Genomic DNA, 22,982 nt, shown 5'->3' on the forward strand with positions numbered 1-22,982 from the left:
TTATGCGCATGGTATTAAAACGCCCGATTACTGTCGTCTTTTTCGCCCTGATCTTGGCAAGCTGCGCGGAATCCGAGACGAAAACGTCTATGCAGACGGCATCCCGCCCCTCGGATTACGCCCGCGGCAAGTATGTGTATAGCGCCTTCTGTGCCGAGTGCCATGATTCCGGCCGAGACGGGGCCCCCATGCTGGACGATTCCGAAGCCTGGGAATCGCGGACCCTGGAATTGCCGTCGCTGCTGACGGATCATGCGACCAAAGGTTTTTTGGGCATGCCGGAAAAAGGCGCCCATTCCGATTTAAGCGACGACGCCGTTCGAGATGCGGTCCATTACATGATCAGGCAGATTGCGAGCGGCGATTAGCTGCCGAATGGGTGGCGCAATGCCGACCTCGCCGCCGGGATTTTCGGGAACGGTGCAATTACTTCGGTCAGAAGGGGGCAAATCGGCCCGAGTGATGAAACTTCTACTTTAACTTTGGGGTCTTATCGAGGTTCGTCAATTTAGGTAACTCTACTTACCGGCAAGGAGTGCTTTCAACAGGGAGCGCACTCAAATCAAACGGTTTTTGTTGAACAGCTACGTCATAGCGGTACTCGGCACCTTGGCCGTATCGCTCATTCTGGCGTTTTTCAATCCGGTTTTCGCCGGATCTCCGCCGCTGCTGCTGTTTTTGGTTGCGGTACTGCCGGCGGCTTGGCGCGGGGGGCTCGGTCCGGGGCTTCTTGCCACTGCCCTGAGTACTTTTGTCGGCATGTACTTCTTGGTCGAGCCCAGTTATTCGCTGGATATCGCTGAAACCGCCGAAAGACTGCGTTTGCTCCTGCTGTTCAGCGTCGGAATGCTGCTCAGCCTGGTGCTCGATCGCTTGAAAAAATCGGAGGCCCGGGCGCGCGAAGCGGTGATCGATCGCGAGAAGGAGCTGAAGAGAGAAATCGTCGACCATTGGGAGACCGAGCAAAAGCTGAAGGATGGCGAAACCTTTGCCCGCAAGGTGCTGATGTCTTCCCTGAACGGTCTTTACATCTACGACATAAAGACCGGTACCGATACCTTCATCAACGCCCAGTATACGAGGCTCACCGGCTATACGCTCGATGATCTCAAGGCCCTGCCCGGGCCGGCGTTTTTCGCCTTGTTTCACCCGGACGACCAGGCGCGAGTCGTCGCCCATCTGGAGAATCTTACGCGCATCGCGGATGGCGACGTTTCGGAAATCGAATACCGCTTCAAGACCGCGGACGGCCGTTGGATATGGTGCTTGTCGCGCGATGCGGTTTTTTCGCGGGATGCCGATGGGACGGTCCGCCAATGTATCGGGGCCTTCCTGGACATCACGGAGCGCAAGCAAGCGGAAGAAGCGCTGCGCGAGTCGGACCGCCGCAAGGACGAATTTCTGGCCATGTTGGGGCACGAGCTCCGGAATCCCTTGGCGCCGATTCGAAACGCCGTAAAGGTGATGAAGAAGGTCGGTCTGCCCCATCCCAAGCTAGCCTGGGCGAGCGACGTCATCGACCGGCAAGTCAACCAACTGGCGCACTTGGTGGACGATCTTCTCGATGTTTCCCGCATCGTCCAGGGCAAAATCACCTTGCATAAGACTACGGTCGAAGTGGATAAAGTGATCGAGCTGGCGCTCGAAACCGCCCGCCCGCTGATCGAGGCCCGCCATCACGAACTCAAGCTCACGCTGCCCGAGGCCCCTCTGCGGCTGGACGGGGATGCCATACGCCTGGCGCAAGTCGTGGGCAATCTGCTCAACAACGCCGCGAAGTATACGCCGGATGGCGGGACGATCTGGGTGACGGCCGCTCGGAAAAACGGCGAAGCGATTATTTCGGTGCGCGACACCGGCGAAGGTATTCCGAAAAACTTGTTGCCCAAGCTCTTCAAGCTTTTCACGCAAGCCGAACGCACCTTGGACCGCGCGCAAGGAGGCCTGGGGCTGGGCCTGACCATCGTGCAGAAAATCGTCGAATTGCATGGCGGCTGGGTCGAAGCCAAAAGCGAAGGTCCCGGCAGGGGAAGCGAATTTATCGTATATCTACCGGCTTTAGCGCCGGCTCTCGAGACCGATTCGCTGTTTAGGGAAGCCGTGAACAAATCCGAAAGCCTTTCGGGTTGACTGTCACGGCGGGCCGGCAAGTACGGCGACAACTTTGTCCAGCCTCGGATGCCTATAAGTAAAGTCCATTCGGGAGCAGGAGCATGATTCGACTCGTATTCGAAAGCAGTGACCCGGGATACGCCATAACGCTTGGCCCAGCGCCTTTATTCCGGGTCGGTGGTAATTTCATCCGGCAAGGACCGGAAAAATCCGTCGTGGCGAGATACCGGAACCATTTCTGGGAAGTTCAGGAGCGGCACTTCACGCGCTACGATTGTCTGGATAGCGCATCGATCCATTTCGAGGATATTGCCGGCGATCCGTCGGAATCGTTCGGGCCGTTTGTTCGCTTTTGGGTCGCCGACGGGGCGCTTTATGCGGAAAGAAATCTCTTCGCCAAATTCGTGGAAGAATCCCAGCTCTGGCATTGTTATCCGACCGACACCTATTGGCCGATCATGGTGATTACCCAGGCCGACCGGGCCGATTAGTTTTTCTCCGGGCAAAAACTTCACATTCAGGCGGCGGTCGTAAATTTATCGGCTGTCGGAATTCTTGTGTCAGAGAGCTATGTGGGTGCTGGCCATGTTGCAACTCGCAAGGGAGGTGGGTCGAGTCGATGAGCCGCATCATGCCTTTACGAGCGACTCTTGTATTCATCGCGGCATTTCTCTTCGGCTGCGGGCGGCCGGATTCCGATTCGATCCGTCTGACCGGCTGGATCGCATCGCCGATCGAAGAAAATCTGACGCGGACGTTCATCGACACTTTCGAGCAACGGCATCCCGGCCTTCCGGTCCGGTACGAGCCGATCACGGCCAATTACATGGACAAGCTGCTGCTCATGCTAGCCACCGGGACCGCGCCGGATGTGGTGATGATCGAGGCTTTCTGGATTCCGCTGCTGGTCGAGTATGACGTTTTGCTGCCGCTCGACGGTTTCCTTGTCCGTGACCCCGGCTTTTTTCCGGACGACTTCGAGCCGATGCTGCTCGATGCGTTTCGTTCCAACGGCGCGTTGTACGGATTGCCCAAGGATTATTCGACCCTGGCGCTTTATTTCAACCCGGCGATGTTCGACGAAGCCGGGCTCGCGGAACCTCCGAGGACTTGGGAAGAATTCGCCGAGTACGCCCGGCGGCTCACCCGCGATACCGACGGCGACGGCAGCGTCGACCAGTACGGATACAGCCATGCCGAGGACCTCGAATATTCGCTGCCCTTCGTCTGGCAGAACCGGGGCGAATATCTCGACGCGCAAGGCCGCGCCGCTTTCGGCGAACCCGCCTTCGCGGAAGCGCTGGGTTTCCTTCAGCGGATGAAGACCGACGGCATCGCCGTCATGCCTTCCGATGTCGGAGCGGCCTGGAACATGGACGCTTTCGGCCGCCGCCGCGTCGCCATGGCGATCTCGGGACTCTGGGCGGCGAATTTCCTGAACGAGACCCATGCAGGCACCCCATATCGGACGGCTTTGCTGCCCGCCGGAAAGAAGGCGGCTTCGGTCGCGTTCGTGGCCGGTTATGCCGTCCCCAAGCGGACCCGAAACCCGGATCGAGCATGGCAGCTGCTTCGTTATCTCACCGGCCGCGAAGGCGGGCGCATCTGGGTCAAATCCGATGTCGGCCTGCCGGCCCGGCGCTCGATTGCGCTGGAATCGAAGATCGAGCGCGATCCCTTGAAGCGGGTTTTTCTGCAAAGCCTAGACCATGCGAGGATCTGGCAATTCCGGGTGAATCAGCGAGTCCTGGACGAAACTCAGAGCGCGCTGCAAGCCATCTTTCTCACCGGCGCAGCCGTTCAACCGACGCTGGACGATTTGAAGCGCCGGGTGGAACGGGGAGGGCGGTTTCACGCCGATGTCCGAGGCCATGAGGCGCAAAACCGGTCCGGGCCGCCCCGCTGACATGCCCGAGCGGCATCGCGAGGCTTGGGCCGCATTTTTCTTTCTGTCGCCGGGACTCGTCGTTCTTTCGCTGTTCGTGTTCGGCCCCCTGATTTTCATCTTCGTCGTCGCATTTTTCGACTGGAATCTTTTTCGGCCCGAACAGCATTTCCTCGGTGTCGCGAATTTCGTCGAATTGACGGGCGACGAGCTGTTTTTCGCCGCTCTGCGCAACACCACGGTCTATGTTCTGGGCGTGGTGCCGGCCCAGACTCTCTTGGCCTTGTTGCTGGCGCTCGCCGTCAACCAGAACATTCCGGCCCGTGGATTTTTTCGCGCGGCGTTTTACATCCCGGCCATCACTTCCTCGGTAGTGACGTCCATCATCTTTCTGTGGATCTACTCGAAGCCGGGTTTGCTCAATTACGTCCTGTCGCAGTTCGGAATCGTCGGGCCGGACTGGATCGGATCGCCCAAATATGCGCTCGGCGCAATCATGGCGCTCAACGTATGGTCGACCTCGGGGTATTTCATGGTGGCGTTTCTGGCCGGGCTACAGAGTATCCCGGCTTCGCTCTATGAAGCCGCCCGGATCGACGGCGCGAGTCCCTGGGCGCGCTTCCGGCACATCACGGTGCCGGGCCTCAAGCCCACGCTGTTTTTCGTGGTGACCCTCGGGATCATCGGCAGCTTTCAGGTGTTCGATCAAATCTACATGATGAGCGCGGGCGGGCCGGTCAACGCCACCACCACGCTCAGCTATTTCATTTATAACAGCGCGTTTCGGTATTTCCGTTTCGGCTATGCGGCGGCGGCGGCCGTGATACTGTTCGCGATCATTCTGTTCGTCACCCGCGTACAGCGGAAGATCGTCCGTCCGGAAGCGCCGTGAACAGATCTCGGACCATTCGAAACGCAATCCGGAGGTCGGCCGTCCTTGCGCTCTTGCTTGCGGCCACCGGCATTTTCACGCTCCCCTTTATTTGGTCCCTGTCCATCTCGTTTCAACCGCCGGGAGATGTTTTCAGTTGGCCGATCGAGCTCATTCCTGACGAGTTCACCTTGCAGAATTATCGGCGGCTCTGGACCGAAATTCCGTTCGCCCGGTGGCTGCTCAACAGCGGCGGCGTCGCGCTGGCGGTGACGCTGGCGAACCTTTTCTTCGACGCCCTCGCGGGCTACGCCTTCGCCCGTTTGAGCTTTCCGGGGCGGAACGTCCTATTCGCCCTGTTGCTGGCGACGCTGATGGTGCCCGCTCATGTAACCCTGGTGCCCAAATTCATGCTCTTGAATGCCCTGGGTCTGGTCAATACCTATACCGCGCTGGTCGCGCCGGCCATGGTTCAGGTGGTCGGCATTTTCCTGATGAAGCAGTTTTTCGAGTCCATTCCGCGGCAGTTGGAAGAGGCGGCCCGCATCGACGGCTGCAACCGATTCCAAGTGTTTTGGCGGGTGGTACTGCCGGCGTCCCGGCCCGCGCTGGCGGCGCTGGGCATCTATACCTTCCAGAGCAATTGGAACGAATTCCTGTGGCCGCTGGTCGTGACCACCACCAGCGACCGGTTCACCCTCCCGGTCGGCCTCGCCATGTTCCGCTACGAATTCAGGGTCGAATGGACCATGCTGATGGCGGGCGCCGTGCTCATCGCCTTTCCGACACTGCTGATATTCCTGGTCTTCCAGCGCCTTTTCATTCAGGGCATCGCCACGAGTGGATTGAAAGGGTGAACACTAGAGCGTTTTCTGGTTTGGCGTAGCGCCCCGAAGGTGCAGTAGGTCGGCAATCCGTTGCCGACACATTGGGGCGGTGAGGGGCTTTGTCGGCAAAGGATTGCCGACCTACCAAGTTCCCGATTCTCACCGCTAAACTGCGGTGAAAAACGCGCTAGAGATTCGGATGCGCGGTAGGCGGGCAGGCGAACAAATCGATCCGCATGTCATCGGAATCTGGAATGCCGAGACCCGGAAAGACGGTCCTCCGACTTTTACCGTGCAATAACCCCAACAGGGTGTTGGTCGAGGCCAACACATTAACAATCCTTGATTTTTAATGAGATACGGCATTTTTCCGGAAATGCCGTTCGGCTGGGCAAACGGTGCCGGTTTCTTTCCAGAGCCGTATATGTCAGATAAATAACTGAAAAATAGAACAATATTCGTGCTGGCATGATTCCTCCCTTGTATTCGGCACCGGGCTCGCGGTCACGCGGATCACATCGAGCCCAACACGCCAGGCGTTTCGAAAAATGAAAATACTCGGGAGGATTTATGTCGATTTACCAAGTCTCCAAATTTGCCGAGAACCCGGAGCCGTTGTTCAGCTTCCGAAGGTTTCTTGAAAATACCGCCAATCTCGGCCTCGTTCTGCCGTTCGGCGCGGCCAGCGTCACGTCGGTGGTGTCCCTGGCCCATACCGGCGAGATTTCGCTGCCTCTCGTCTCGTCCGCATTTCTCTGTGTGTATTCCAGTTATTTGATCGATCATCTCGCCGATGTCGGCAGGCTGGATGGAGACCTGGAGTCGACGCGCACCAAGACCCTTTCGAGAAAATCGCTGTTTACCGCCTTCGGCTTGGCCGCATTCGTAGCCGCCGCGGGCATAGCCTTGGTTTTCTCCGGCCTGGAGGCGTTTTTATTGCTCCTCTGCTTTCCTTTGGCGGTGGCTCTGTACGGAACCTCACTGTTCGGGACACTGGCCGGCGAACTTCCACCCTATCGGCGACTGAAAGACATTCCAGGCATCAAGGCCTTTTACACGGCATTCTTCTGGGGCTTTTTGATGCTCTATGCTTCCCGCTTCGTCGATGCTCAGGATTTGCGCCAAACCGTGTTTTTCTTCGTTTACATGATGCTTTCCGACTTCGTGAATACCGTCTTTTGCGACTTCAAAGATCTGGCGCGTGATCGGGTGGAAGGCGTCAAGACCCTGCCCCTGCTGCTGGGCGTGGCGAGGACGAGCAAGCTTATTCAAGCGGTGAACGGCATTGCGCTCATGGTATTGGCAGTGTCCGTCCATCTGCAGTGGATTCCGGCCTGGATGTTGGCATTGGCGCCGGTTCACCTCTATGTCCGGGCAATCGTCGATCATGGCCAAAAGCTGGTAGCCGCCGACGGCAATCCCGGCGATGCGGCGATGGATGCCGAATTCCTCCTGTGGCTGCCCCTGGTCTTGGGCGGATTGGCCCTAGGCCTGTGAACGACGGCTCCGACACTTCCAAAGGTACCCAGCCATGACGCCACAACAAGAACTCACTTTCCAGATTTCAGCCACGGCATCGATGACCCTATGGATTGCCGCCTATATCCTCATCATCCGCCGCGGCTTCAAGGATCGAACGTATGGCATGCCGTTCGCGCCGATGTGCGTGAACGTCTCCTACGAATTCATTTTCGGCTTCGTTTATCCGGATATCCCGCCGGTGAATTACGCGAATATCGCTTGGTTTTTCATCGATCTGGCCATCGTCTATCAATATCTGCGGTTCGGGCGGGAAGAATTTCCTGCTGTGTTTCCAAAGCATTCGTTTGTCCCGGCTTTCGCCCTGGGGCTGGTGACGGCGTTTTTCGGGGTTATCGCCATTACCCTGGAATTCAAGGACTTTCATGGGAACTACACGGGATGGGGAGATCAGCTGCTGATTTCCATAACCTACCTGTATCTGTTGGCCCGCCGCGGAAGCACGCGCGGCCAATCGGTCTATATCGTCCTGACGCGGATGTTCGGTTCGATTGTTCTGATTCCCGCGCAGTATGTCCAAACCCCCGAGTCGATTCTCCTGCCGTTTTTGTATGCGGGATTCATCGTGTTCGACGCGATATACCTTTTCTTGTTGGTTAGGCAGTGCCGTTCGGAGGGGATTAATCCCTGGGCGCGGGTTTAAGCTTCGTAGAGTGGAACGGGTTAGGTCTTATCGACCCGGTTTTTCCGGCGCAGCTTTCAGGAAGCAGTTGTTTGGATATGGATTCCGCCGATCATTGACCTTGGGTGTCCGTGTATACGACCATATACAGTTGATAAGAAAAGTTATCGCTTTTGCCACTGTCAAGTGGTCCAAGTCGAGCGGTCAAAAATCGGGCGGGTCAACCGCCCGTTTCCGTGTTTGTCCATGTGACGGCCGGTTGCTGCAAGAAGCGGTCTTCAAACGTCACGAGCGATGTCAGGACAAGGCGCGAAAGGGCGACCCGAAGCCGCGGGACCCGCGGACGAAACGGCCGTTAGCCTGGCCCGCAGTAGTTTGAAGACGGCTTCTTAGACTGTTAGGGGGAAAACGTCCGGAGTAGCAGGTCCATGGCTTGCCTTCACGGGCGCGCAGTCGGAAAAGAACAATTAAAAGGCAATACGGCACTGATGGCAGTTCGTCACAGCATCCGGAGTCGGACCAGAACACTCTTTCGGAAAGCTTTTCTTTCAGCTTTTGACGGCAACGCTTGCTCTCGGCGAGTGATTCTTGCCGGGGTGCTATCCGGCGTTTTGGCTCCGCAGATAGTCTCTGCCGATGCCTTTCCCGGCGATCTGCTGCTCTTTCCCGAGCTCACCAGTCTCCATCGCTTCGATCTTCAAGACGGTTCCAGCCTGAAGAACTATTGGATCAATCCGGGGCTGAATCTCTTCTACGGCTTGGATCAAGGCCGGTTCCGCTTCCTGCTGGAGTGGCTGGTGGACCGCTCCGCGCAGGAGGTTCAGAGGTTGCAGCTCGGCTGGCGCTGGCAGGACACCACGTTTTGGGTGGGCCGCTTTCACAATCCCATCGGCTACTGGAACATCCATTTTCATCACGGGGCTTACATGATGACCAGCATCACCCGTCCCGGTGTGATGACTTACGAAACGTCCGGCGGCCCGCTGCCGATGCATGTCACCGGGCTTTACGTCGAAGGGGTTCGGGAACTCGGGGATTCCAGTCTCTATTACGTTCTGAATGCCGGAGTGGGTCCGGACCTCGAGAAGAAGCGGCTGGACGCGTTCGACGTTCTGGACCCGGAAGGTACGCGGCTCCCGGCCGTGACTTTGCGCCTCGGATATCAGCCGGTCAGCTTCGGTTCCGACGAGATCGGTTTTTCCTTCAGCTATACCGAAATATCCGGCCGCCAGATCGGCGTGGACCGAATCAATCAGATCGTGGCGGGCGTCTTTGCCAATTGGCGATCGGAGAATCTCGGTTTCCTGGGCGAGGCCTTTTACATCCATAACGATTTCACGGGCGGCGCTTCGGAACCCGAATCCGACGTGCTGAACCTCTACGGGCAGGCGGAATGGCGGGTGGCCGACGATCTGACCTTGTACAGCCGGATTGAAGGCACGTTCAACGATAACGGCGACTTGTACTTCGATCATTTTCGAAACTTCGTGCGTGATCGATACATGGGCGGCGTACGCTACGAACTGCCCTACAAGATGGCTCTGAAACTCGAGCTTTCGCGCGAGCACACGAGGGATGACGCCTTCGGGCAGGTGGGGCTCCAATGGAGCGCGGTGTTTCCCTAGCCATGTCCAAGCTGTCGTTCCTGATCCTGTTGTTATCGCTCGCGTCCAGCGCGCTGGCCATTGAGGCCGACGGCTTGCGCGAACTCGTTCTCGCCGCAAGTTCCCAGTCGAACATTCCCAAGCTTTCGCTGCAGGAGACCCGGAAGCTTTATCTAGGCGTACCGGTCGAGAAGAACGGCAAGACCATCAAACCTCTGCTGAATGTCAGCGAGTCCCTGCTGTTCGAAGTATTTTTGCAGAAGGTTACCTTCATGTCCTCCGACGCCTACGAGAAACAGGTCCTGGCGATCGTATTCCGCCTCGGCGGCCAGAGGCCCCAGGCTTTTCACGATAGACAGACGCTGAACGCCGCCTTGCTGGAACATCCGGATTCGGTGACGTTCATGTGGGCCAAGGATTTGGATCAGTACAGAGGGCTGAAACCTATCAACACTCTTTGGGCGGGGTCTGCCGATTGAAACGTTTCTTCCATAGCTTCAACGGGCGCCTGCTGCTGTCCATCGTAGGCGTTCATATCATGCTGGTGCCCCTTTTGCTGTTCGGGGTTTATTTGATCGCAAAGCCTGGTGTCGAGCGGCAATTCGTCAATCAGGTGCGCTCGGATGCATTGCTTTTCGGCAATTTGATCGGTTCTCGGCTGACGACGGGGGATACGGCGGAAATCGCGGCGCTCATGGGCGAGTTTCTGTTGAACGGCCGGCTGATTTTTGCCGAGGTGCAGATGGGCGACCGGATAATACCGCCCAATATCCCGCTGGCCACACAAGAACCTTTCAACGAGGATTTCTTCTTCGGACAGCATGAGGACGGCATTTATTTCATCGCGGTGCCTTTGACCGAAGGCGATGCCGGCGGACAGCCGGTCTTGCGTCTGGGTTACGACGAAATCCCGGTCCGGCAGGAACTCATGTCCCTTTACCGCCGCGGCATTTATCTGGTGGCGTCCTATCTGGGCCTGACCCTGATCGTCGTGGCCTTGTTGGGAAGGCGCCTGGTTCGGCCGCTGGAAATTCTTCGGCGGGAGGCGGATCAGATCACGGCCGGCGACCACGGCACCGAGTTCGGCACCCGTTCCGGAATCGCCGAAGTGGCCGCCTTGGCGGAGAATCTCGAACGGATGCGGCAGGGCCTCATTCATGCGCGCGACGCGGCCCTTCAGGCGGCGCTGACGAAAAGCGAATTCCTGGCCAACATGAGCCATGAAATCCGCACGCCCATGAACGGCGTCATCGGCATGCTGGAACTGGCCTTGCGCACCGAACTCACGCCGCAGCAGAAAGACTATCTCACCATGGCCAGTTCATCCGCCGAATCCCTGCTGCGCCTGCTGAACGACATACTCGATTTTTCGAAGATCGAGGCACGAAAGCTGGAGCTCGAGTGCATCCAGTTCGATTTGCGCGACGCCGTGGGCGACACACTGAAGCTGCTGGCGCCTCAGGCCCATGCCAAAGGCCTGGAGCTGACTTATCTCATCGATCCCCAGATACCCGACATCGTTTCCGGAGACGTCGGCCGTTTGCGGCAGATTCTCATCAATCTGGTGAGCAATGCCATCAAGTTCACGCCGCAGGGCGAGATCGTGGTGCGGGTCGAGTCCGGATGCGACCGCTGTGCCGACAGCATCTGTCCCCGCTTCTCGGTGAGCGATACCGGCGTCGGAATCCCAGCGGACAAGCAAACGGTGATCTTCGACGCGTTTACCCAGGCGGATGCCTCTTCCACGCGCATGTTCGGCGGAACCGGGCTGGGATTGGCGATTTCCTCGCGCCTGGTGAATCTGATGCGGGGGGACATGGGCCTCGAAAGCGAAGTAGGCCGCGGCAGCACCTTTTATTTCACGGTTCCGTTAAAAGTACCGTCGGAAACGGCGCCGGGCCCCCGGCAAAGGTCCTTCGATCTGCACGGGGTCAAAGTCCTGGTGGTGGATGATCATCCGGTCAACCGCTACATTTTCATGGAGATGCTGACGCAGTGGGGCATGAGCCCGGTGCAGGCCGATTCCGGCAAGGCCGCGCTGCACGAGATCCAGCGGGCCACCGAGCAAGGGGCGCCGTTCCGGTTGATCCTGCTGGACGCCATGATGCCCGAGATGGACGGTTTCGAGGTGGCCGCCCACATCAAGGCGACGCCCAGCACGGCCCTGACCACCATCATGCTGCTGTCCTCGGCGGACCGCGGCGGCGACTTCGAACTTTCCCGCCGCTTGGGCATTTCGCGTTTCCTTCGAAAGCCGGTCAAGTATTCGGAGCTGATGGAGGCGATCCAGGCTGCCCTGGACGAGTCGGAAGCCACGCCCGTTACGCCCGAAGTGTTGCCGGCATCGCCGTTCCGTGCCGTGCAGCGCGGGCTGCGCATCCTGGTGGCCGAGGACAATCCGGTCAACCAGAGGCTGGTGCAGGCCTTGCTGGAAGACCGCGGGCATTCCGTGCTGATGGCGGGCAACGGCGAGGAAGCCTTGCGCTTGCTCGAGCGGGAATCCTTCGACGCGGTGCTGATGGACGTGCAAATGCCGGTGATGGACGGCTTGCAGGCTACGGCCGCGATTCGGGAGCGGGAACGGGACACCCGCCGCCATGCCTACATCGTGGCGATGACGGCTCACGCGCTCAAAGGCGACAAGGAACGTTGCCTCGCGGCCGGCATGGACGCTTATGTATCCAAACCCATACGCGAGGCGGAATTGCTGGCGGCCGTCGAACGCTGGAACGAGGAGCCGGCATCTTCCGACACTCAAAGGGCATCCGCCATGTCGTCCGACCAACCCCCGTTCGATCTCTCCGAAGCCTTGGCCCGGGTCCGCAACCGGCGGCCTCTGCTGCGCAGTATGGCCGAAATCTTCATCGGACAATCCGATGATCTGCTGGACCAATGCGAGGCGGCCATCGAAAGCGCCGACGGACCCACCCTGGAGAGGGCCGCTCATACGCTCAAGAGCTCGGCGGCGAGTTTTTGCGCAGCCACCGTGTCGGAGATCGCCCAACGGCTCGAGAATGCCGGCCGCACCGCCGAGTTCGGGAATGCGAAGGCGGATTTTCAGGTATTGAAATCCGAAATGGGCCGGCTGCTCCCCGCCTTGAAGCGGTTCCTGGACGAGCCGGACCCGCCGGCCTGAGGCTCGAAATGCTTACAGCCCTGTCGTTTAACTGTTGGAATTGTCGGATATGACCCGCAACACGGAACGAAAACCCCTGGTTCTCATGGTGGACGACAATCCGGTGAACCTCGCCGAGTTGTACGATTTGCTGACGGAGGCGCAATACGAGGTATCGATCGCGGAAAGCGGGGCCGGCGCCATCCTCCAGGCCGAGCGCGTGGTTCCCGATCTCATCCTGCTCGATGTGCTCATGCCGGGCATGAGCGGATTCGCCGTCTGTGCCAAGCTCAAGGAATCTCCGAAGACGGAATCCATCCCGGTACTCTTCATGACCGCCCTCGACGATACCGCCGACAAGCTGCAAGGCTTGCGGCTCGGAGCCGTCGATTACATCACCAAGCCCTTTCAGCACGAGGAGGTCCTGGCGCGGGTCAATACCCATTTGACGCTGGCGCGGCTCCGAAGCGAGCTGCAGGCCAGCCGGGAACGGCTTTCCCGGATCGTGACCTATGCGCTCGACGCCATCATCACGGTGGATGCGGAAGGCCGGATCGTCCTTTTCAATGCTGCGGCCGAAAAACTGTTGAAATGCCGGGAGAGCGAAGCGGTGGGGGGAGTCCTGGAGCGATTCCTGACGCCCGCGCTCAAGGAGCATCTTGGCCACTGCATGGACCACTCGTCGGACCAGGCGATCTGGCTGCCGGAAGGCGTCGGCATTCTGCGGGGCGACGGCGCGGAGGTGCCGATCGAAGGTTCGATATCGCGGGTGGAAGCCGGCGACGAAAAGCTTTTCACCGTGATTCTGCGCGACTCCGGCGAGCGGCAGCGGCGCATGCAAGCGGAGGCGGAATGCCGGCAGCTCAAGGGCATCAAGCTTTACCTGGAAGAAGAAATCAAGGCCGCCCACAATCTGGACGAACTGATCGGCGGGTCGGCGGCGCTGAAGCAGGTTGTGACGCTCATCAACCAGGTGGCCGAGACCGATTCCACGGTGCTGGTCACCGGCGAAACCGGCACCGGCAAGGAGCTCATCGCCCGTGCGATCCACAATCTCAGCAGCCGCAAAGCCAATGTGCTGGTCAAACTGAACTGTGCGGCCATTCCGGCCAATCTTGCGGAGAGCGAGTTGTTCGGCCATGAGAAAGGGGCCTTTACAGGAGCCCTGTCGCGCAAGCAGGGGCGCTTCGAACTGGCCGACGGGGGCACCCTGTTCCTGGACGAAATCGGGGAATTGCCCCTGGATCTTCAGGCCAAGCTGCTGCGGGTATTGCAGGAGGGCGAATTCGAGCGGGTGGGCGGCACCCAGACGATCAAGGTCAACGTCCGCGTCATCGCGGCCACCAACCGCGATCTCGGCCGGATGTCCCGCGAGAACCAGTTTCGGGCGGATCTTTATTACCGGCTCAACGTGTTTCCCATCCATCTGCCCCCGCTTCGGGAAAGGGCGGACGATATTCCCTTGCTGGTCCGGCATTTCGTCCAAAAGTACGCCACCCTGCTCGGCAAGCGGATCGAGACCGTGCCGCAGCCGATACTGTCGGCGCTTTGCGCCTATCCCTGGCCCGGCAACATCCGCGAGCTGCAGCACGTGATCGAAAGAGCCGTGATTCTGTCCGAAGGCGGCGAACTGGCGCCCATCGACTGTATTCAGCGTCCCGCCGCGGAAACGCGGAACGGTGGCTTCGCCACCCTGGAAGAAGTGGAACGGGCGCATATCCTCAAGGTGCTGGAGGCCACAAGCTGGCGGATCAGCGGCGAAAAGGGCGCGGCCGTGATCCTGGGCATGCCTTCGACCACGCTCCGTTCCCGGATGGAACGGCTCGGCATCACGCGGCACTCGACCACGGCCTGATGCAGGCCAAAATCATTGTGGTCGTAGGTCGGCAATCCTTTGCCGACACGTTGGCTTGGTAAGAACCTTTGTCGGGAAGGGATTCCCGACCTACAACACTGATGCAGGCCAAAATCATTGTGGTCGTAGGTCGGCAATGTTTTGCCGACACGTTGGCTTGGTAAGGGCCTTTGTCGGGAAGGGATTCCCGACCTACTCGCTTAGTGTGGGAGCGGGCCGTAAACCAATCCGGCAGCAGCTCTAAGAGCATTGCCTCACTCACTCCCTCCTCATCCTTTCGCCGGAAGCATGGAGCGGCTCCGCCGAATCGCCGTCGAACAGCCAGCATTGATTCCGGCCCGCCCGCTTGGCGAGGTAAAGCGCTTGATCGGCCTGCCGCAGCAGACCGTCGTCGTCATCCCCCGCTCCGGCGAACAGGGTCACCCCGATGCTCGCGGAAATTGGAACGACATCGTCGACAACGGGGAAAGGCTTCGCCAGCGCGGCGAAGATGCGGGCCACGGTTTCGCGGCAATCCGCCGGGCCGCCGATGTCGTTCAGCAGCAGGGCGAATTCATCGCCGCCCAGCCGGGCCACGGTATCGCCTTCGCGCAGTTCCTCGCGGAGCCGCCTTGCGACTTCCACCAGCAGTCGATCGCCGGTTTCGTGCCCGAAGGTGTCGTTGATGAGCTTGAAGTCGTCGAGATCGAGATAGCAAACAGCGAACTGGCGCTTGGAGCGCTGGGTTCTGCTCATGCGAAGCCTGTCCGCGAACAGGGCGCGATTGGGCAATTGGGTCAGATAATCGTAATAAGCCAGGCGTTCCAGGCTCTGCCGGCGTTCCACCTCTTGCGTGATGTCCGAGACCGTAACCAGGAAGCGCTGCAGGCCGCCCTGCGGGTTCCGCAAGGCTCGCACCGAGGTGTCGGTATAAATGAGCTGTCCGTTGCTGTGGACGAACCGTTTCTTGAAGCGGACGGCATCGATTTCCCCGTTCCAGAGACGTTCGAAATGGGCGAAGTCCTCGGCCAAGTCGTCGATATGGGTGATTTCCACCCAGCTCGTGCCGTTCAGCATTTCCTCGGAGTAGCCGAGCATTTCGCGAAACGCCCGATTGACCTTCACCCATCCTTGGGCAGGACTGAGAATCACCATTCCGGGCAAGCCGAATTCGAAGAAGCTTTCGTACTCGTTCCTGCAATGTGCGTGCGCGAATCCCGCGGTCTTCCGGAGGCGAGCACGCGTTTCAAGCTCGTCCGCCGTTCCGGCCGGATTCCGGGATGGTCCATCGGGAACTCCGCGAGTCGGCTCGTGCTCCATAGATCCGGCAGGTCTCCGCAACGGTTCCTCGATCCCCAAGACCGGTTCGGAACGGGAAGCGAAAGCGGGTTGGGCCGGTTTGCTTGCGATGAACCCGAAGGCCTCGACCACCGCCGGATCGCCAAGATATCGACATTCGATCATTTCTTTTTCCTTTCTGCTCGGTAGGGCGGAGCGGCGTCGGTTGATCAGGGCTTTGCGCCGTCGAACGAAATCCCCTCGACATAAAGCCCGGCCTTGAACGTCGGGCGCGAGTCGCCGCCCGACCCGCCAAGACCGTAATCGAGGGAATAGATGCCGAGATGGTCGAGACCGATGGTCAGAAGGGGAGTTCTCAGGTCCGGAGCGAGCAAGGTGATGCTTCCTTTGCGTTCCTTCGCATCGGACGAGTTGCCGCTCAGGACGAAGTCCTGGTGCCACTCGATCAGTCCGCCCGAAGCCGCTTCCGGCATGGCAACGCTCAGGTTCGACACTTCCCGGCCGGCAAAATCGTACTCATACTCGCGAAACTCGCCTCTCTCCTGGAGCTTTCTCTTGACGGTCAAAGCACCGACGCCGATGGCTCTGGACATATCCAGCCCATCGATTTCCAACCGGAAGTTGGACTTCAGCATTCTTGACTGATTGACGGCGCGCTCCAGTCCCGCATAGCGCGCTCCGCCTTTTTGCCATTTGACATACGAGGGTCGTAGCTTGAGCGTGAGTTGCAGCTTCTCCCGCGAGGTCTTGTCCAGCGCCGGAATGCTTATCTCCGAAATCACGGCATTGAATAAGGTGGCTCGCCGCATTTCGTTTCCGTGGAGATCGAGGATGACGATCCCCGCATGAGCGGCATAGAAGTTCGAATGCAGACTGGCCTGGACCCAGTTGAGCAACTCGCCTTCCGGAGCCACGTCCAGCTTTACCGTCCAATCCTTGTACCGGGTTTCTCCCAGGACTTTGTTCGGAAACTGAGCCGGCCCGGCGGGTTGCGAGATGACCTGTCCGCTGGCTTCGCTCCCTTCGAACGAAGAGAGATAAGCGACTGGCTTGCCGTTCAATTCGAAGACATAGATGCCTGGCGAGTAAGATGCCGCCGCCGTGGCCCGCAGCGGAGAGAACAGTGCCGCCAGCATGCCCAGTAGGCTAAGGGCGTGCATAAAGAATGCGCGTTGCGTTTGAATGTTCATTGTCATTGTCCCTTTTCGGTGTTTATGAACTGCTAGTCCGCTTAACGACAGACACCTCTCGGTGGGACGACCGTCTCCACGTTCTGACGTTTTGGTCTGCCCCTCGAACTGGCGTGTCGATGCGCGGTCGGCAGACTAGGCGCAAGAGCGATGCCAATAAGGTCTGCGTGTGCAAGTAATTGAAATGGATGACGTTTCAGTTCGGGTCCGGCAGGAGTTCGTCGACGTGTTTTACGAAATGTCGTCAATGCACGCTATCTCGTAAGTTCGTCCGGGCCTTCTCGATCCGGTATGTACGGTCAGGCTTGGAAGGCTTTTGCTCGGACGAAGATTCCGCGTATTCTGGAAAACGTGATTTCAACCAAACCGGGCTGGAGGCCGAACAGCTCCCATCCATGTCCAGAACCTCTACCGACCTGCATATCGATCAACTCCTCAGGATCATCGCGGAAGGTACCGCCGCGGTCACCGGCGACGATTTCATGCGCTCGCTGGTGCGCCATCTGGCCGAGGCCCTGGACGTCAAGTACGCGTTCGTGGCCGAGTTTACGGAGGTGAAAACCCGCGTCGGGACGCTCGCTTTCTGGGCCGACGGCGAGTTTCTCGAAAACTTCGAATACGATCTGCCGGGCACGCCCTGCGAAGCGGTCTTGGCCGGAGAAATGCGCCTTTACAAGGCGGGCGTCCAGGATCTTTTTCCGTCTCACCGGGAGGAACTGGCCGCCATCGGCGCCGAGAGTTATCTCGCGATTCCGCTCGCGGACAGGGCGGGCGAGGTGATGGGCCATCTGGCCCTGATCGACGTCAAACCCATGAGCGGAGACCCGTCCGAGCTTTCCGTGTTAAGAATCTTCGCCGCACGGGCCGGGGCGGAGCTGGAGCGCATGCGGGCGGAAGAACTGCTCAGGCGCAGCGAGGAGCGGCTGGGTTCCATCCTGGCCTCGGCCATGGACGCCATCGTCACCATCGATGAGAGCCGCCGCATCACTTTGTTCAACAACGCCGCCGAGCGGATTTTCGGATGCTCGAAGAGCTGGGCGCAGGGCCAGCCGTTCGACCGTTTCCTGTCCAAGGGTTTCCGGAACCTCCTGGAACGCCATCTTCGGGAGAGCACGGGAAAGAGCGCGAAGCCGCAACCGGTGTGGGCGCCGGAGGGATTGACCGCGTTGCGCGCCAATCGGGAGGAGTTTCCCATCGAGGCCACCCTGTCCCCCCTGGAACTGGGCGGCAAGCGGTACTACACCTTCATACTTCGGGACGTCGACGAGCGCCGGAAGATCGAAGCGGAACTCCATCGCCTGCAAACCGAAAACGTTTTTCTGCAAGAAGAAATCAGCGCGCCGTACCGCTTCGAGGAAATGATCGGCGGATCGCCGGCGATGCGCAGCCTGTTTTCCGATGTCGAACAGGTGGCCGGCACCGATTCTACGGTGCTCATCATAGGCGAAACCGGCACCGGCAAGGAGCGGATCGCCCATGCCATCCACAATCTCAGCCCGCGCAAGGATCGGCTTCTGGTCAAGCTCAATTGCGCCGCCTTGCCCGCCGAATTGATCGAAAGCGAGCTGTTCGGCCACGAGAAAGGCGCGTTCACCGGCGCGACCGCGCAGCGCAAGGGGCGGTTCGAAATGGCCGACCGGGGCACGCTGTTCCTGGACGAGGTTGGCGAGCTGAGTCTGCCGGCCCAGGCCAAATTGCTTCGGGTGCTTCAGGAACGGGAGTTCGAGCGGGTCGGCGGCGGACAGACGATCCGGGTCGACGTCCGGGTCATCGCCGCCACCAACCGCAATCTGGCGGACGCGGTCAAAGCCGGCGAATTCCGCGTCGACCTTTACTACCGGCTGGACGTGTTTCCCCTGCGGGTACCGCCGCTCCGGGAGCGGCGCGAGGACATCGCCATCCTCGCCGATCATTTCCTCCGCCAATTCGCCCGCAAGCTCGGCAAGCCTCTTGTCGGCGTCGCACCGGAATCGTTGCGGACGCTGGAACGCTATACCTGGCCCGGCAACGTCCGGGAACTGCAAAACATCATCGAGCGGGCAGCCGTGCTCGCGAAAACGCCGCTGGTCGACATCGACCTCAAGCTGGACGATTCCTCTCCAGACCCGCCGCAGACGGAAGCTTCGGAACTGCTGCTGGAGGCCGTCGAGCGCGGCCATCTGCTGAAGATCCTGGAGGAGTCACGCTGGATCATCGAAGGCAGGATCGGCGCCGCCGCGAAATTGGGCCTTACGCCCAGCACGCTCCGTTATCGGATGCAAAAGCTGGGGATAAGGCGGCCGAAGCAGGTTTGAGCGGGGGGTACGGAAGGCGGGTTACGCTGCGCTAACCCGTCCTTGTGGCTTTCCTGAACATAAGTAAACATAAAGTTTTGTAGGGCGGGTTAGCGTACTCGCGTAACCCGCCTTCCGAGACTCGATCCTTATTCCAAATCCCAAGCCCGAATGTCGACCGGCGCCGCCCATTCCAAGGAATACTGCCCCAACCGAACGAATCGGTGAAAGCTCGAATGCGGCCAATCGGCGGCGCGCGGTACCCAGCCGTGCTTGACCGGGTTGTAATGGATGTAGTCGAGATGGGCGTCGAAATCGCTTTGATCCCGAATGGCATGTTCCCAAAACCGCCGCTGCCAGACGCCGCGTTCGCGTTTCATCTCCCTTCGGGTCGATAGCCGTTCCCCCGGCGCTATGGCGCGCGCGAAAGCCGATTTGATCAAGCGCCAGCGAGTCGAAAAATCCACATCGTCCGGCGGCAAGGTCCAAAGGCAATGTAAATGATCGGGGAGTATGACGATGGCCTCGATCCGGAACGGGCGTTGAGTTCGCACGGTGCGAAAGGCTTCGCGTAACGCGTCGATGTTGTCGGTCAGCAAGCGACGGCGACGTTCCAGCAACGCTACGGTAAAGAAGTATGAACCGCCGGGGACATGGGCGCGGATGTAGTTGGGCATAGGGAAAGCGTGGCCGATGTCTCGGTTTCGCGAAAGGCGGGTTACGCTGCGCTAACCCGCCCTACGAAACTGGCCGAAGGGTGCCGGGCAGGACAGGCCAAGCCAGCATTGAATCCAGAGCACACGGATGTGACAGGCTTCTGCCGTCCATGGCTTCTGGACCCCGGCATTCCAATCGCAAACGGTGTCTTCGGGAAGGGCGTGGCCGGCGCTCCCGGCCAGGCCGTTTGCGATTGGAGCACCGAAGCCACCCTTCCTTGCCGGGGTGACGTCAGCCATCTTCACTAAATGGCATTGCCTTACAACCTCCCTCCCACAAATACCCGCGGCCGCCCGCAACTATTAGTGGCCCCAATGCTCGCCAGTTTCTCGCCATTGCTCGCATGGCATCGATAACAGTTTGTTATTTAACCCTTTTTTGTCCTGAGCTATCGATGGCGCGAGGGTTGCTATAAAAACATGTCGCGAGTCGATGTCGCGCGGAAAGCACTTTTAAACCCTTTATTAAGGATCATGAAAAATTCCGCATCTGTCGTTTCTTCCACTTTAGGTGCCGTTATTCCGCTGAGCCGCGCCGCGACTGATGCTCCGTAACGCTGTCGAATAGCTAGACGTTCGTTGATAGGGAGAAAAACCATGAATTCGACTGCGAACACGAAAAAGCGCCTGCTGGAAGGCCAGCGCGCCATCGTCACCGGCGGCAACACGGGCATCGGAGCGGCCATAGTCGAGGGTTTGGCCGAAGCCGGAGCCAGGGTGGTGGTGGATTATGTGACCGAACCGGACAAGGCCGAGGCACTGGTGCAACGCATCCGAGATAACGGCGGCGAAGCCGTCGCGGTCGAGGCCGACGTGAGCCGCGAGGAACAGGTGCGGGCGATGTTCGGCGCCGCTCTGGAAGCTTTCGGGGGCGTGGACATCCTGGTGAACAACGCCGGCTTGCAGAGGGACGCGCCCTTGACAGAAATGAGCCTGGACGACTGGGAAACGGTGATCCGCGTCAACCTGACCGGGCAGTTTCTGTGCGCGAGGGAGGCGGCGCGAGAGTTTATCCGCCGGGGCGTGAATCCGGAGCTCTCGGTTTCGGCCGGCAAGATCATCTGCATGTCCTCGGTGCATGATGTGATTCCCTGGGCCGGCCACGTCAACTACGCGGCCTCCAAAGGGGGCGTCGCGATGCTGATGAAAACCCTGGCTCAGGAACTGGCGGTCCACAAGATCCGGGTCAACGGTATTTCGCCGGGCGCCATCAAGACCTGCATCAACTACGACTCCTGGATGACTCCGGAACGGGAAGCCAGGCTGCTGGAGCTGATTCCCTACGGACGGGTCGGACACACCCGCGACATCGCCAAGGCGGCGGTCTGGCTGGCGTCCGACGAGTCGGACTATATTACCGGCGCCACCCTGTACGTGGACGGCGGCATGACGCTGTACCCCGGTTTCGAGGACGGAGGCTGACAGTTACATATGATGACTTTTGATGCGGCTTTCCCTGGAAAGCCCCCGAACGTAGCTCTGCTTTGGCGGGTTACGGCGCACGCGAAGCGTAGTGATCGGTGGTCAGCCGGTTCCGGTGTGCGCCTAACCCGCCCTACGAAATCGCGGACCGAATCGGGAGGGGAAACATGAACCGTTACGCGCGAGCTGGATTACGAGGTCAACGTCCGCTCTCATCAAATAATCCCGGAGCTCGAAAAACGCTTGGACGCGCTTTTTCAGGCCCATTCCGTTCAAGAGGTCAATCGCGATGCTGATCAAGAAACCCTCCGATATCAGGCCCTCGGAAATCACCCCGCGCGAGCTGTTTTACGGCCGGCGGCGGTTCCTGCAACTCGCGGCCGGAGCCTCGGCCCTGGCTCTACTGCCGCCGGGTCTCGCCGCCGGTGAGAAGCTGCCCGACGTCCGAAAGAGCGATTACGTGCTCCCGGACAAGACAACGCCTTACGAGGACATCACCCGCTACAACAATTTCTACGAATTCGGCACCGACAAGGAGTCCCCCGCGAAACTGGCCGGGAGCCTGAAAACCCGTCCCTGGACGGTGGCGGTGGAGGGCGAAGTCCGCAAGCCCAAGACTTACGATATCGACGAGCTGCTGAAACTGGCCCCGCTGGAAGAGCGCGTCTACCGGCTGCGCTGCGTCGAAGCCTGGTCCATGGTGGTGCCCTGGGTGGGCTTTCCCCTGGCGGAACTGATCAGGCGCGTGGAACCCACCGGCAACGCCAAATTCGTGGAGTTCACGACCTTGCTGGACCCCGCGCAGATGCCCGGCCAGCGCTCGGCAGTGCTGGACTGGCCGTATGTCGAGGGGCTGCGCATGGACGAGGCCATGCACCCCTTGACCCTCCTTGCGGTGGGGCTTTACGGTGAGGTCCTGCCCAACCAGAACGGCGCGCCGATACGGCTGGTGGTGCCCTGGAAGTATGGCTTCAAGAGTGCCAAGTCCATCGTGCGCATCCGCTTCGTGGAAAAGCAGCCGGTCTCCACCTGGATGAAGGCGGGCGCGAGGGAATACGGCTTTTACGCCAACGTGAATCCGGAGGTCGACCACCCCCGCTGGAGCCAGGCCAAGGAACGCCGCATCGGCGAATTCTTCAAGCGTCCCACCTTGCCTTTCAACGGTTATGGCGATCAGGTGGCGCAGTTATATGCGGGGATGGATTTGCGTAAGTTTTTTTAGGGCAGCTTGATCGCTCTGGGCGACTTTCTCCCAAAGGGCATGGATATGACACAAGTCGTCACCCCGGCAGGGATTGCCGGGGTCCAGTGTCCAGGGATGAGGTGCGACTAAAGCGACCGTTTGCTGTTGGAAGAACTAGAGCGTTTTTATCTCGCTCGTACGGCAAAACAGGCTTGGCGGACGTCGTTGGCGCCTTCGGCTCGGGTGAATTGATTCAAGCATTCGTAGGTCGGCAATCCTTTGCCGACGAAGACGCTCGGCTGGGACGTGGTGTCGGGAAGGGGGGCTTCGGCGCTCCAATCGCAAACGGTCATCCCAGGAGCGCTGGGATGACCCTTCCAATCGCAAACGGCCTGCCCGGGAGCGCCGGCCACGCCCTTCCCGAAGACGCCGTTTGCGATTGGAATGACGGACAAGATAAAGGCGGTTTGGGATTGCGCTTCGTCTTATC

18 protein-coding genes are annotated in these 22,982 nt (G+C 59.6%); 15 read left to right on the forward strand and 3 right to left on the reverse strand.

The features are described 5' to 3' along the window. Positions 1 to 89 precede the first annotated feature (89 nt). From B2A78_RS03920 to B2A78_RS03975, 12 genes are all read left to right on the forward strand, one after another. Positions 90 to 368, forward strand: a complete 279-nt coding sequence (locus B2A78_RS03920; RefSeq protein WP_166642648.1) for a c-type cytochrome — start codon at positions 90 to 92, stop codon at positions 366 to 368. A 205-nt stretch (positions 369 to 573) separates the two neighbouring features. Next, a complete protein-coding gene (locus tag B2A78_RS03925; protein WP_077728603.1) occupies positions 574 to 2,130 on the forward strand; it encodes an ATP-binding protein in 1,557 nt (518 codons plus the stop codon). 83 nt (positions 2,131 to 2,213) lie between these two features. Continuing rightward, entirely contained in the window at positions 2,214 to 2,603 is a 390-nt protein-coding gene (locus B2A78_RS03930) for a hypothetical protein (protein WP_077728604.1), read from the forward strand. A gap of 140 nt (positions 2,604 to 2,743) precedes the next feature. Further along, positions 2,744 to 4,018 carry an ABC transporter substrate-binding protein gene (locus B2A78_RS03935; RefSeq protein ID WP_168175334.1) on the forward strand — a complete coding sequence of 425 codons (1,275 nt, stop codon included), beginning with the start codon at positions 2,744 to 2,746 and terminating at the stop codon, positions 4,016 to 4,018. Beyond that, on the forward strand, positions 3,984 to 4,889 hold the full coding sequence (locus tag B2A78_RS03940; protein WP_168175335.1) for a sugar ABC transporter permease: 906 nt from the start codon (positions 3,984 to 3,986) through the stop codon (positions 4,887 to 4,889). Before B2A78_RS03935 ends, B2A78_RS03940 begins: the two co-directional genes overlap by 35 nt. Further along, positions 4,886 to 5,725, forward strand: a complete 840-nt coding sequence (locus B2A78_RS03945) for a carbohydrate ABC transporter permease (protein ID WP_205780658.1) — start codon at positions 4,886 to 4,888, stop codon at positions 5,723 to 5,725. The genes B2A78_RS03940 and B2A78_RS03945 overlap by 4 nt, the downstream gene beginning before the upstream one ends. A gap of 540 nt (positions 5,726 to 6,265) precedes the next feature. Next, positions 6,266 to 7,192 carry a UbiA family prenyltransferase gene (locus B2A78_RS03950; RefSeq protein ID WP_077728606.1) on the forward strand — a complete coding sequence of 309 codons (927 nt, stop codon included), beginning with the start codon at positions 6,266 to 6,268 and terminating at the stop codon, positions 7,190 to 7,192. A gap of 34 nt (positions 7,193 to 7,226) precedes the next feature. Next, positions 7,227 to 7,877 carry a hypothetical protein gene (locus B2A78_RS03955; protein WP_143735055.1) on the forward strand — a complete coding sequence of 217 codons (651 nt, stop codon included), beginning with the start codon at positions 7,227 to 7,229 and terminating at the stop codon, positions 7,875 to 7,877. A 590-nt stretch (positions 7,878 to 8,467) separates the two neighbouring features. Further along, entirely contained in the window at positions 8,468 to 9,481 is a 1,014-nt protein-coding gene (locus B2A78_RS03960) for a hypothetical protein (protein WP_143735056.1), read from the forward strand. A 2-nt stretch (positions 9,482 to 9,483) separates the two neighbouring features. Further along, positions 9,484 to 9,939: a hypothetical protein gene (locus tag B2A78_RS03965; protein WP_077728609.1), complete on the forward strand. Its 456-nt coding sequence runs from the start codon at positions 9,484 to 9,486 to the stop codon at positions 9,937 to 9,939. Beyond that, positions 9,936 to 12,596, forward strand: a complete 2,661-nt coding sequence (locus B2A78_RS03970; protein WP_077728610.1) for a response regulator — start codon at positions 9,936 to 9,938, stop codon at positions 12,594 to 12,596. The genes B2A78_RS03965 and B2A78_RS03970 overlap by 4 nt, the downstream gene beginning before the upstream one ends. Before the next feature lie 49 nt (positions 12,597 to 12,645). Then, positions 12,646 to 14,430: a sigma-54-dependent Fis family transcriptional regulator gene (locus B2A78_RS03975; protein ID WP_077728611.1), complete on the forward strand. Its 1,785-nt coding sequence runs from the start codon at positions 12,646 to 12,648 to the stop codon at positions 14,428 to 14,430. Between the two features lie 258 nt (positions 14,431 to 14,688). On the opposite strand, the gene B2A78_RS03980 is transcribed toward B2A78_RS03975, so the two are convergent. After that, positions 14,689 to 15,873: a GGDEF domain-containing protein gene (locus tag B2A78_RS03980; protein WP_077728612.1), complete on the reverse strand. Its 1,185-nt coding sequence runs from the start codon at positions 15,871 to 15,873 to the stop codon at positions 14,689 to 14,691. Between the two features lie 44 nt (positions 15,874 to 15,917). Next, positions 15,918 to 16,898 carry a phage tail protein gene (locus B2A78_RS03985; RefSeq protein WP_168175336.1) on the reverse strand — a complete coding sequence of 327 codons (981 nt, stop codon included), beginning with the start codon at positions 16,896 to 16,898 and terminating at the stop codon, positions 15,918 to 15,920. Positions 16,899 to 17,293: 395 nt separating this feature from the next. On the opposite strand from B2A78_RS03985, the gene B2A78_RS03990 reads away from it, so the two are divergent. After that, positions 17,294 to 19,192, forward strand: coding sequence for a sigma 54-interacting transcriptional regulator (locus tag B2A78_RS03990; RefSeq protein ID WP_077728740.1), 1,899 nt, complete (start codon positions 17,294 to 17,296; stop codon positions 19,190 to 19,192). A 128-nt stretch (positions 19,193 to 19,320) separates the two neighbouring features. On the opposite strand, the gene B2A78_RS03995 is transcribed toward B2A78_RS03990, so the two are convergent. Beyond that, positions 19,321 to 19,848, reverse strand: a complete 528-nt coding sequence (locus B2A78_RS03995) for a transposase (protein ID WP_077728614.1) — start codon at positions 19,846 to 19,848, stop codon at positions 19,321 to 19,323. Positions 19,849 to 20,484: 636 nt separating this feature from the next. Here B2A78_RS03995 and B2A78_RS04000 point away from each other — a divergent pair. Both B2A78_RS04000 and msrP read left to right on the forward strand, forming a co-directional pair. Next, on the forward strand, positions 20,485 to 21,309 hold the full coding sequence (locus B2A78_RS04000; protein ID WP_077728615.1) for an SDR family oxidoreductase: 825 nt from the start codon (positions 20,485 to 20,487) through the stop codon (positions 21,307 to 21,309). A 295-nt stretch (positions 21,310 to 21,604) separates the two neighbouring features. Beyond that, positions 21,605 to 22,531, forward strand: a complete 927-nt coding sequence (gene msrP, locus B2A78_RS04005; protein WP_077728741.1) for a protein-methionine-sulfoxide reductase catalytic subunit MsrP — start codon at positions 21,605 to 21,607, stop codon at positions 22,529 to 22,531. The last annotated feature ends 451 nt before the right edge of the window (positions 22,532 to 22,982 follow it).

Origin of the sequence: Methylocaldum sp. 14B, from assembly GCF_002005105.1 — a bacterium.
Lineage (GTDB): Bacteria > Pseudomonadota > Gammaproteobacteria > Methylococcales > Methylococcaceae > Methylocaldum.

Excerpts from the sequence above, each read along its gene's own strand:
- B2A78_RS03965 (WP_077728609.1), top strand. The coding sequence starts at position 9,484 with ATGTCCAAGCTGTCGTTCCTGATCCTGTTGTTATCGCTCGCGTCCAGC.
- B2A78_RS03920 (WP_166642648.1), top strand. The coding sequence starts at position 90 with ATGCAGACGGCATCCCGCCCCTCGGATTACGCCCGCGGCAAGTATGTG.
- B2A78_RS03975 (WP_077728611.1), top strand. The coding sequence starts at position 12,646 with ATGACCCGCAACACGGAACGAAAACCCCTGGTTCTCATGGTGGACGAC.
- B2A78_RS03940 (WP_168175335.1), top strand. The coding sequence starts at position 3,984 with ATGAGGCGCAAAACCGGTCCGGGCCGCCCCGCTGACATGCCCGAGCGG.
- B2A78_RS03990 (WP_077728740.1), top strand. The coding sequence starts at position 17,294 with ATGTCCAGAACCTCTACCGACCTGCATATCGATCAACTCCTCAGGATC.
- B2A78_RS03985 (WP_168175336.1), bottom strand. The coding sequence starts at position 16,898 with ATGAACATTCAAACGCAACGCGCATTCTTTATGCACGCCCTTAGCCTA.
- B2A78_RS03935 (WP_168175334.1), top strand. The coding sequence starts at position 2,744 with ATGCCTTTACGAGCGACTCTTGTATTCATCGCGGCATTTCTCTTCGGC.
- B2A78_RS03995 (WP_077728614.1), bottom strand. The coding sequence starts at position 19,848 with ATGCCCAACTACATCCGCGCCCATGTCCCCGGCGGTTCATACTTCTTT.
- B2A78_RS03930 (WP_077728604.1), top strand. The coding sequence starts at position 2,214 with ATGATTCGACTCGTATTCGAAAGCAGTGACCCGGGATACGCCATAACG.
- B2A78_RS03955 (WP_143735055.1), top strand. The coding sequence starts at position 7,227 with ATGACGCCACAACAAGAACTCACTTTCCAGATTTCAGCCACGGCATCG.
- B2A78_RS03950 (WP_077728606.1), top strand. The coding sequence starts at position 6,266 with ATGTCGATTTACCAAGTCTCCAAATTTGCCGAGAACCCGGAGCCGTTG.
- B2A78_RS04000 (WP_077728615.1), top strand. The coding sequence starts at position 20,485 with ATGAATTCGACTGCGAACACGAAAAAGCGCCTGCTGGAAGGCCAGCGC.
- B2A78_RS03980 (WP_077728612.1), bottom strand. The coding sequence starts at position 15,873 with ATGATCGAATGTCGATATCTTGGCGATCCGGCGGTGGTCGAGGCCTTC.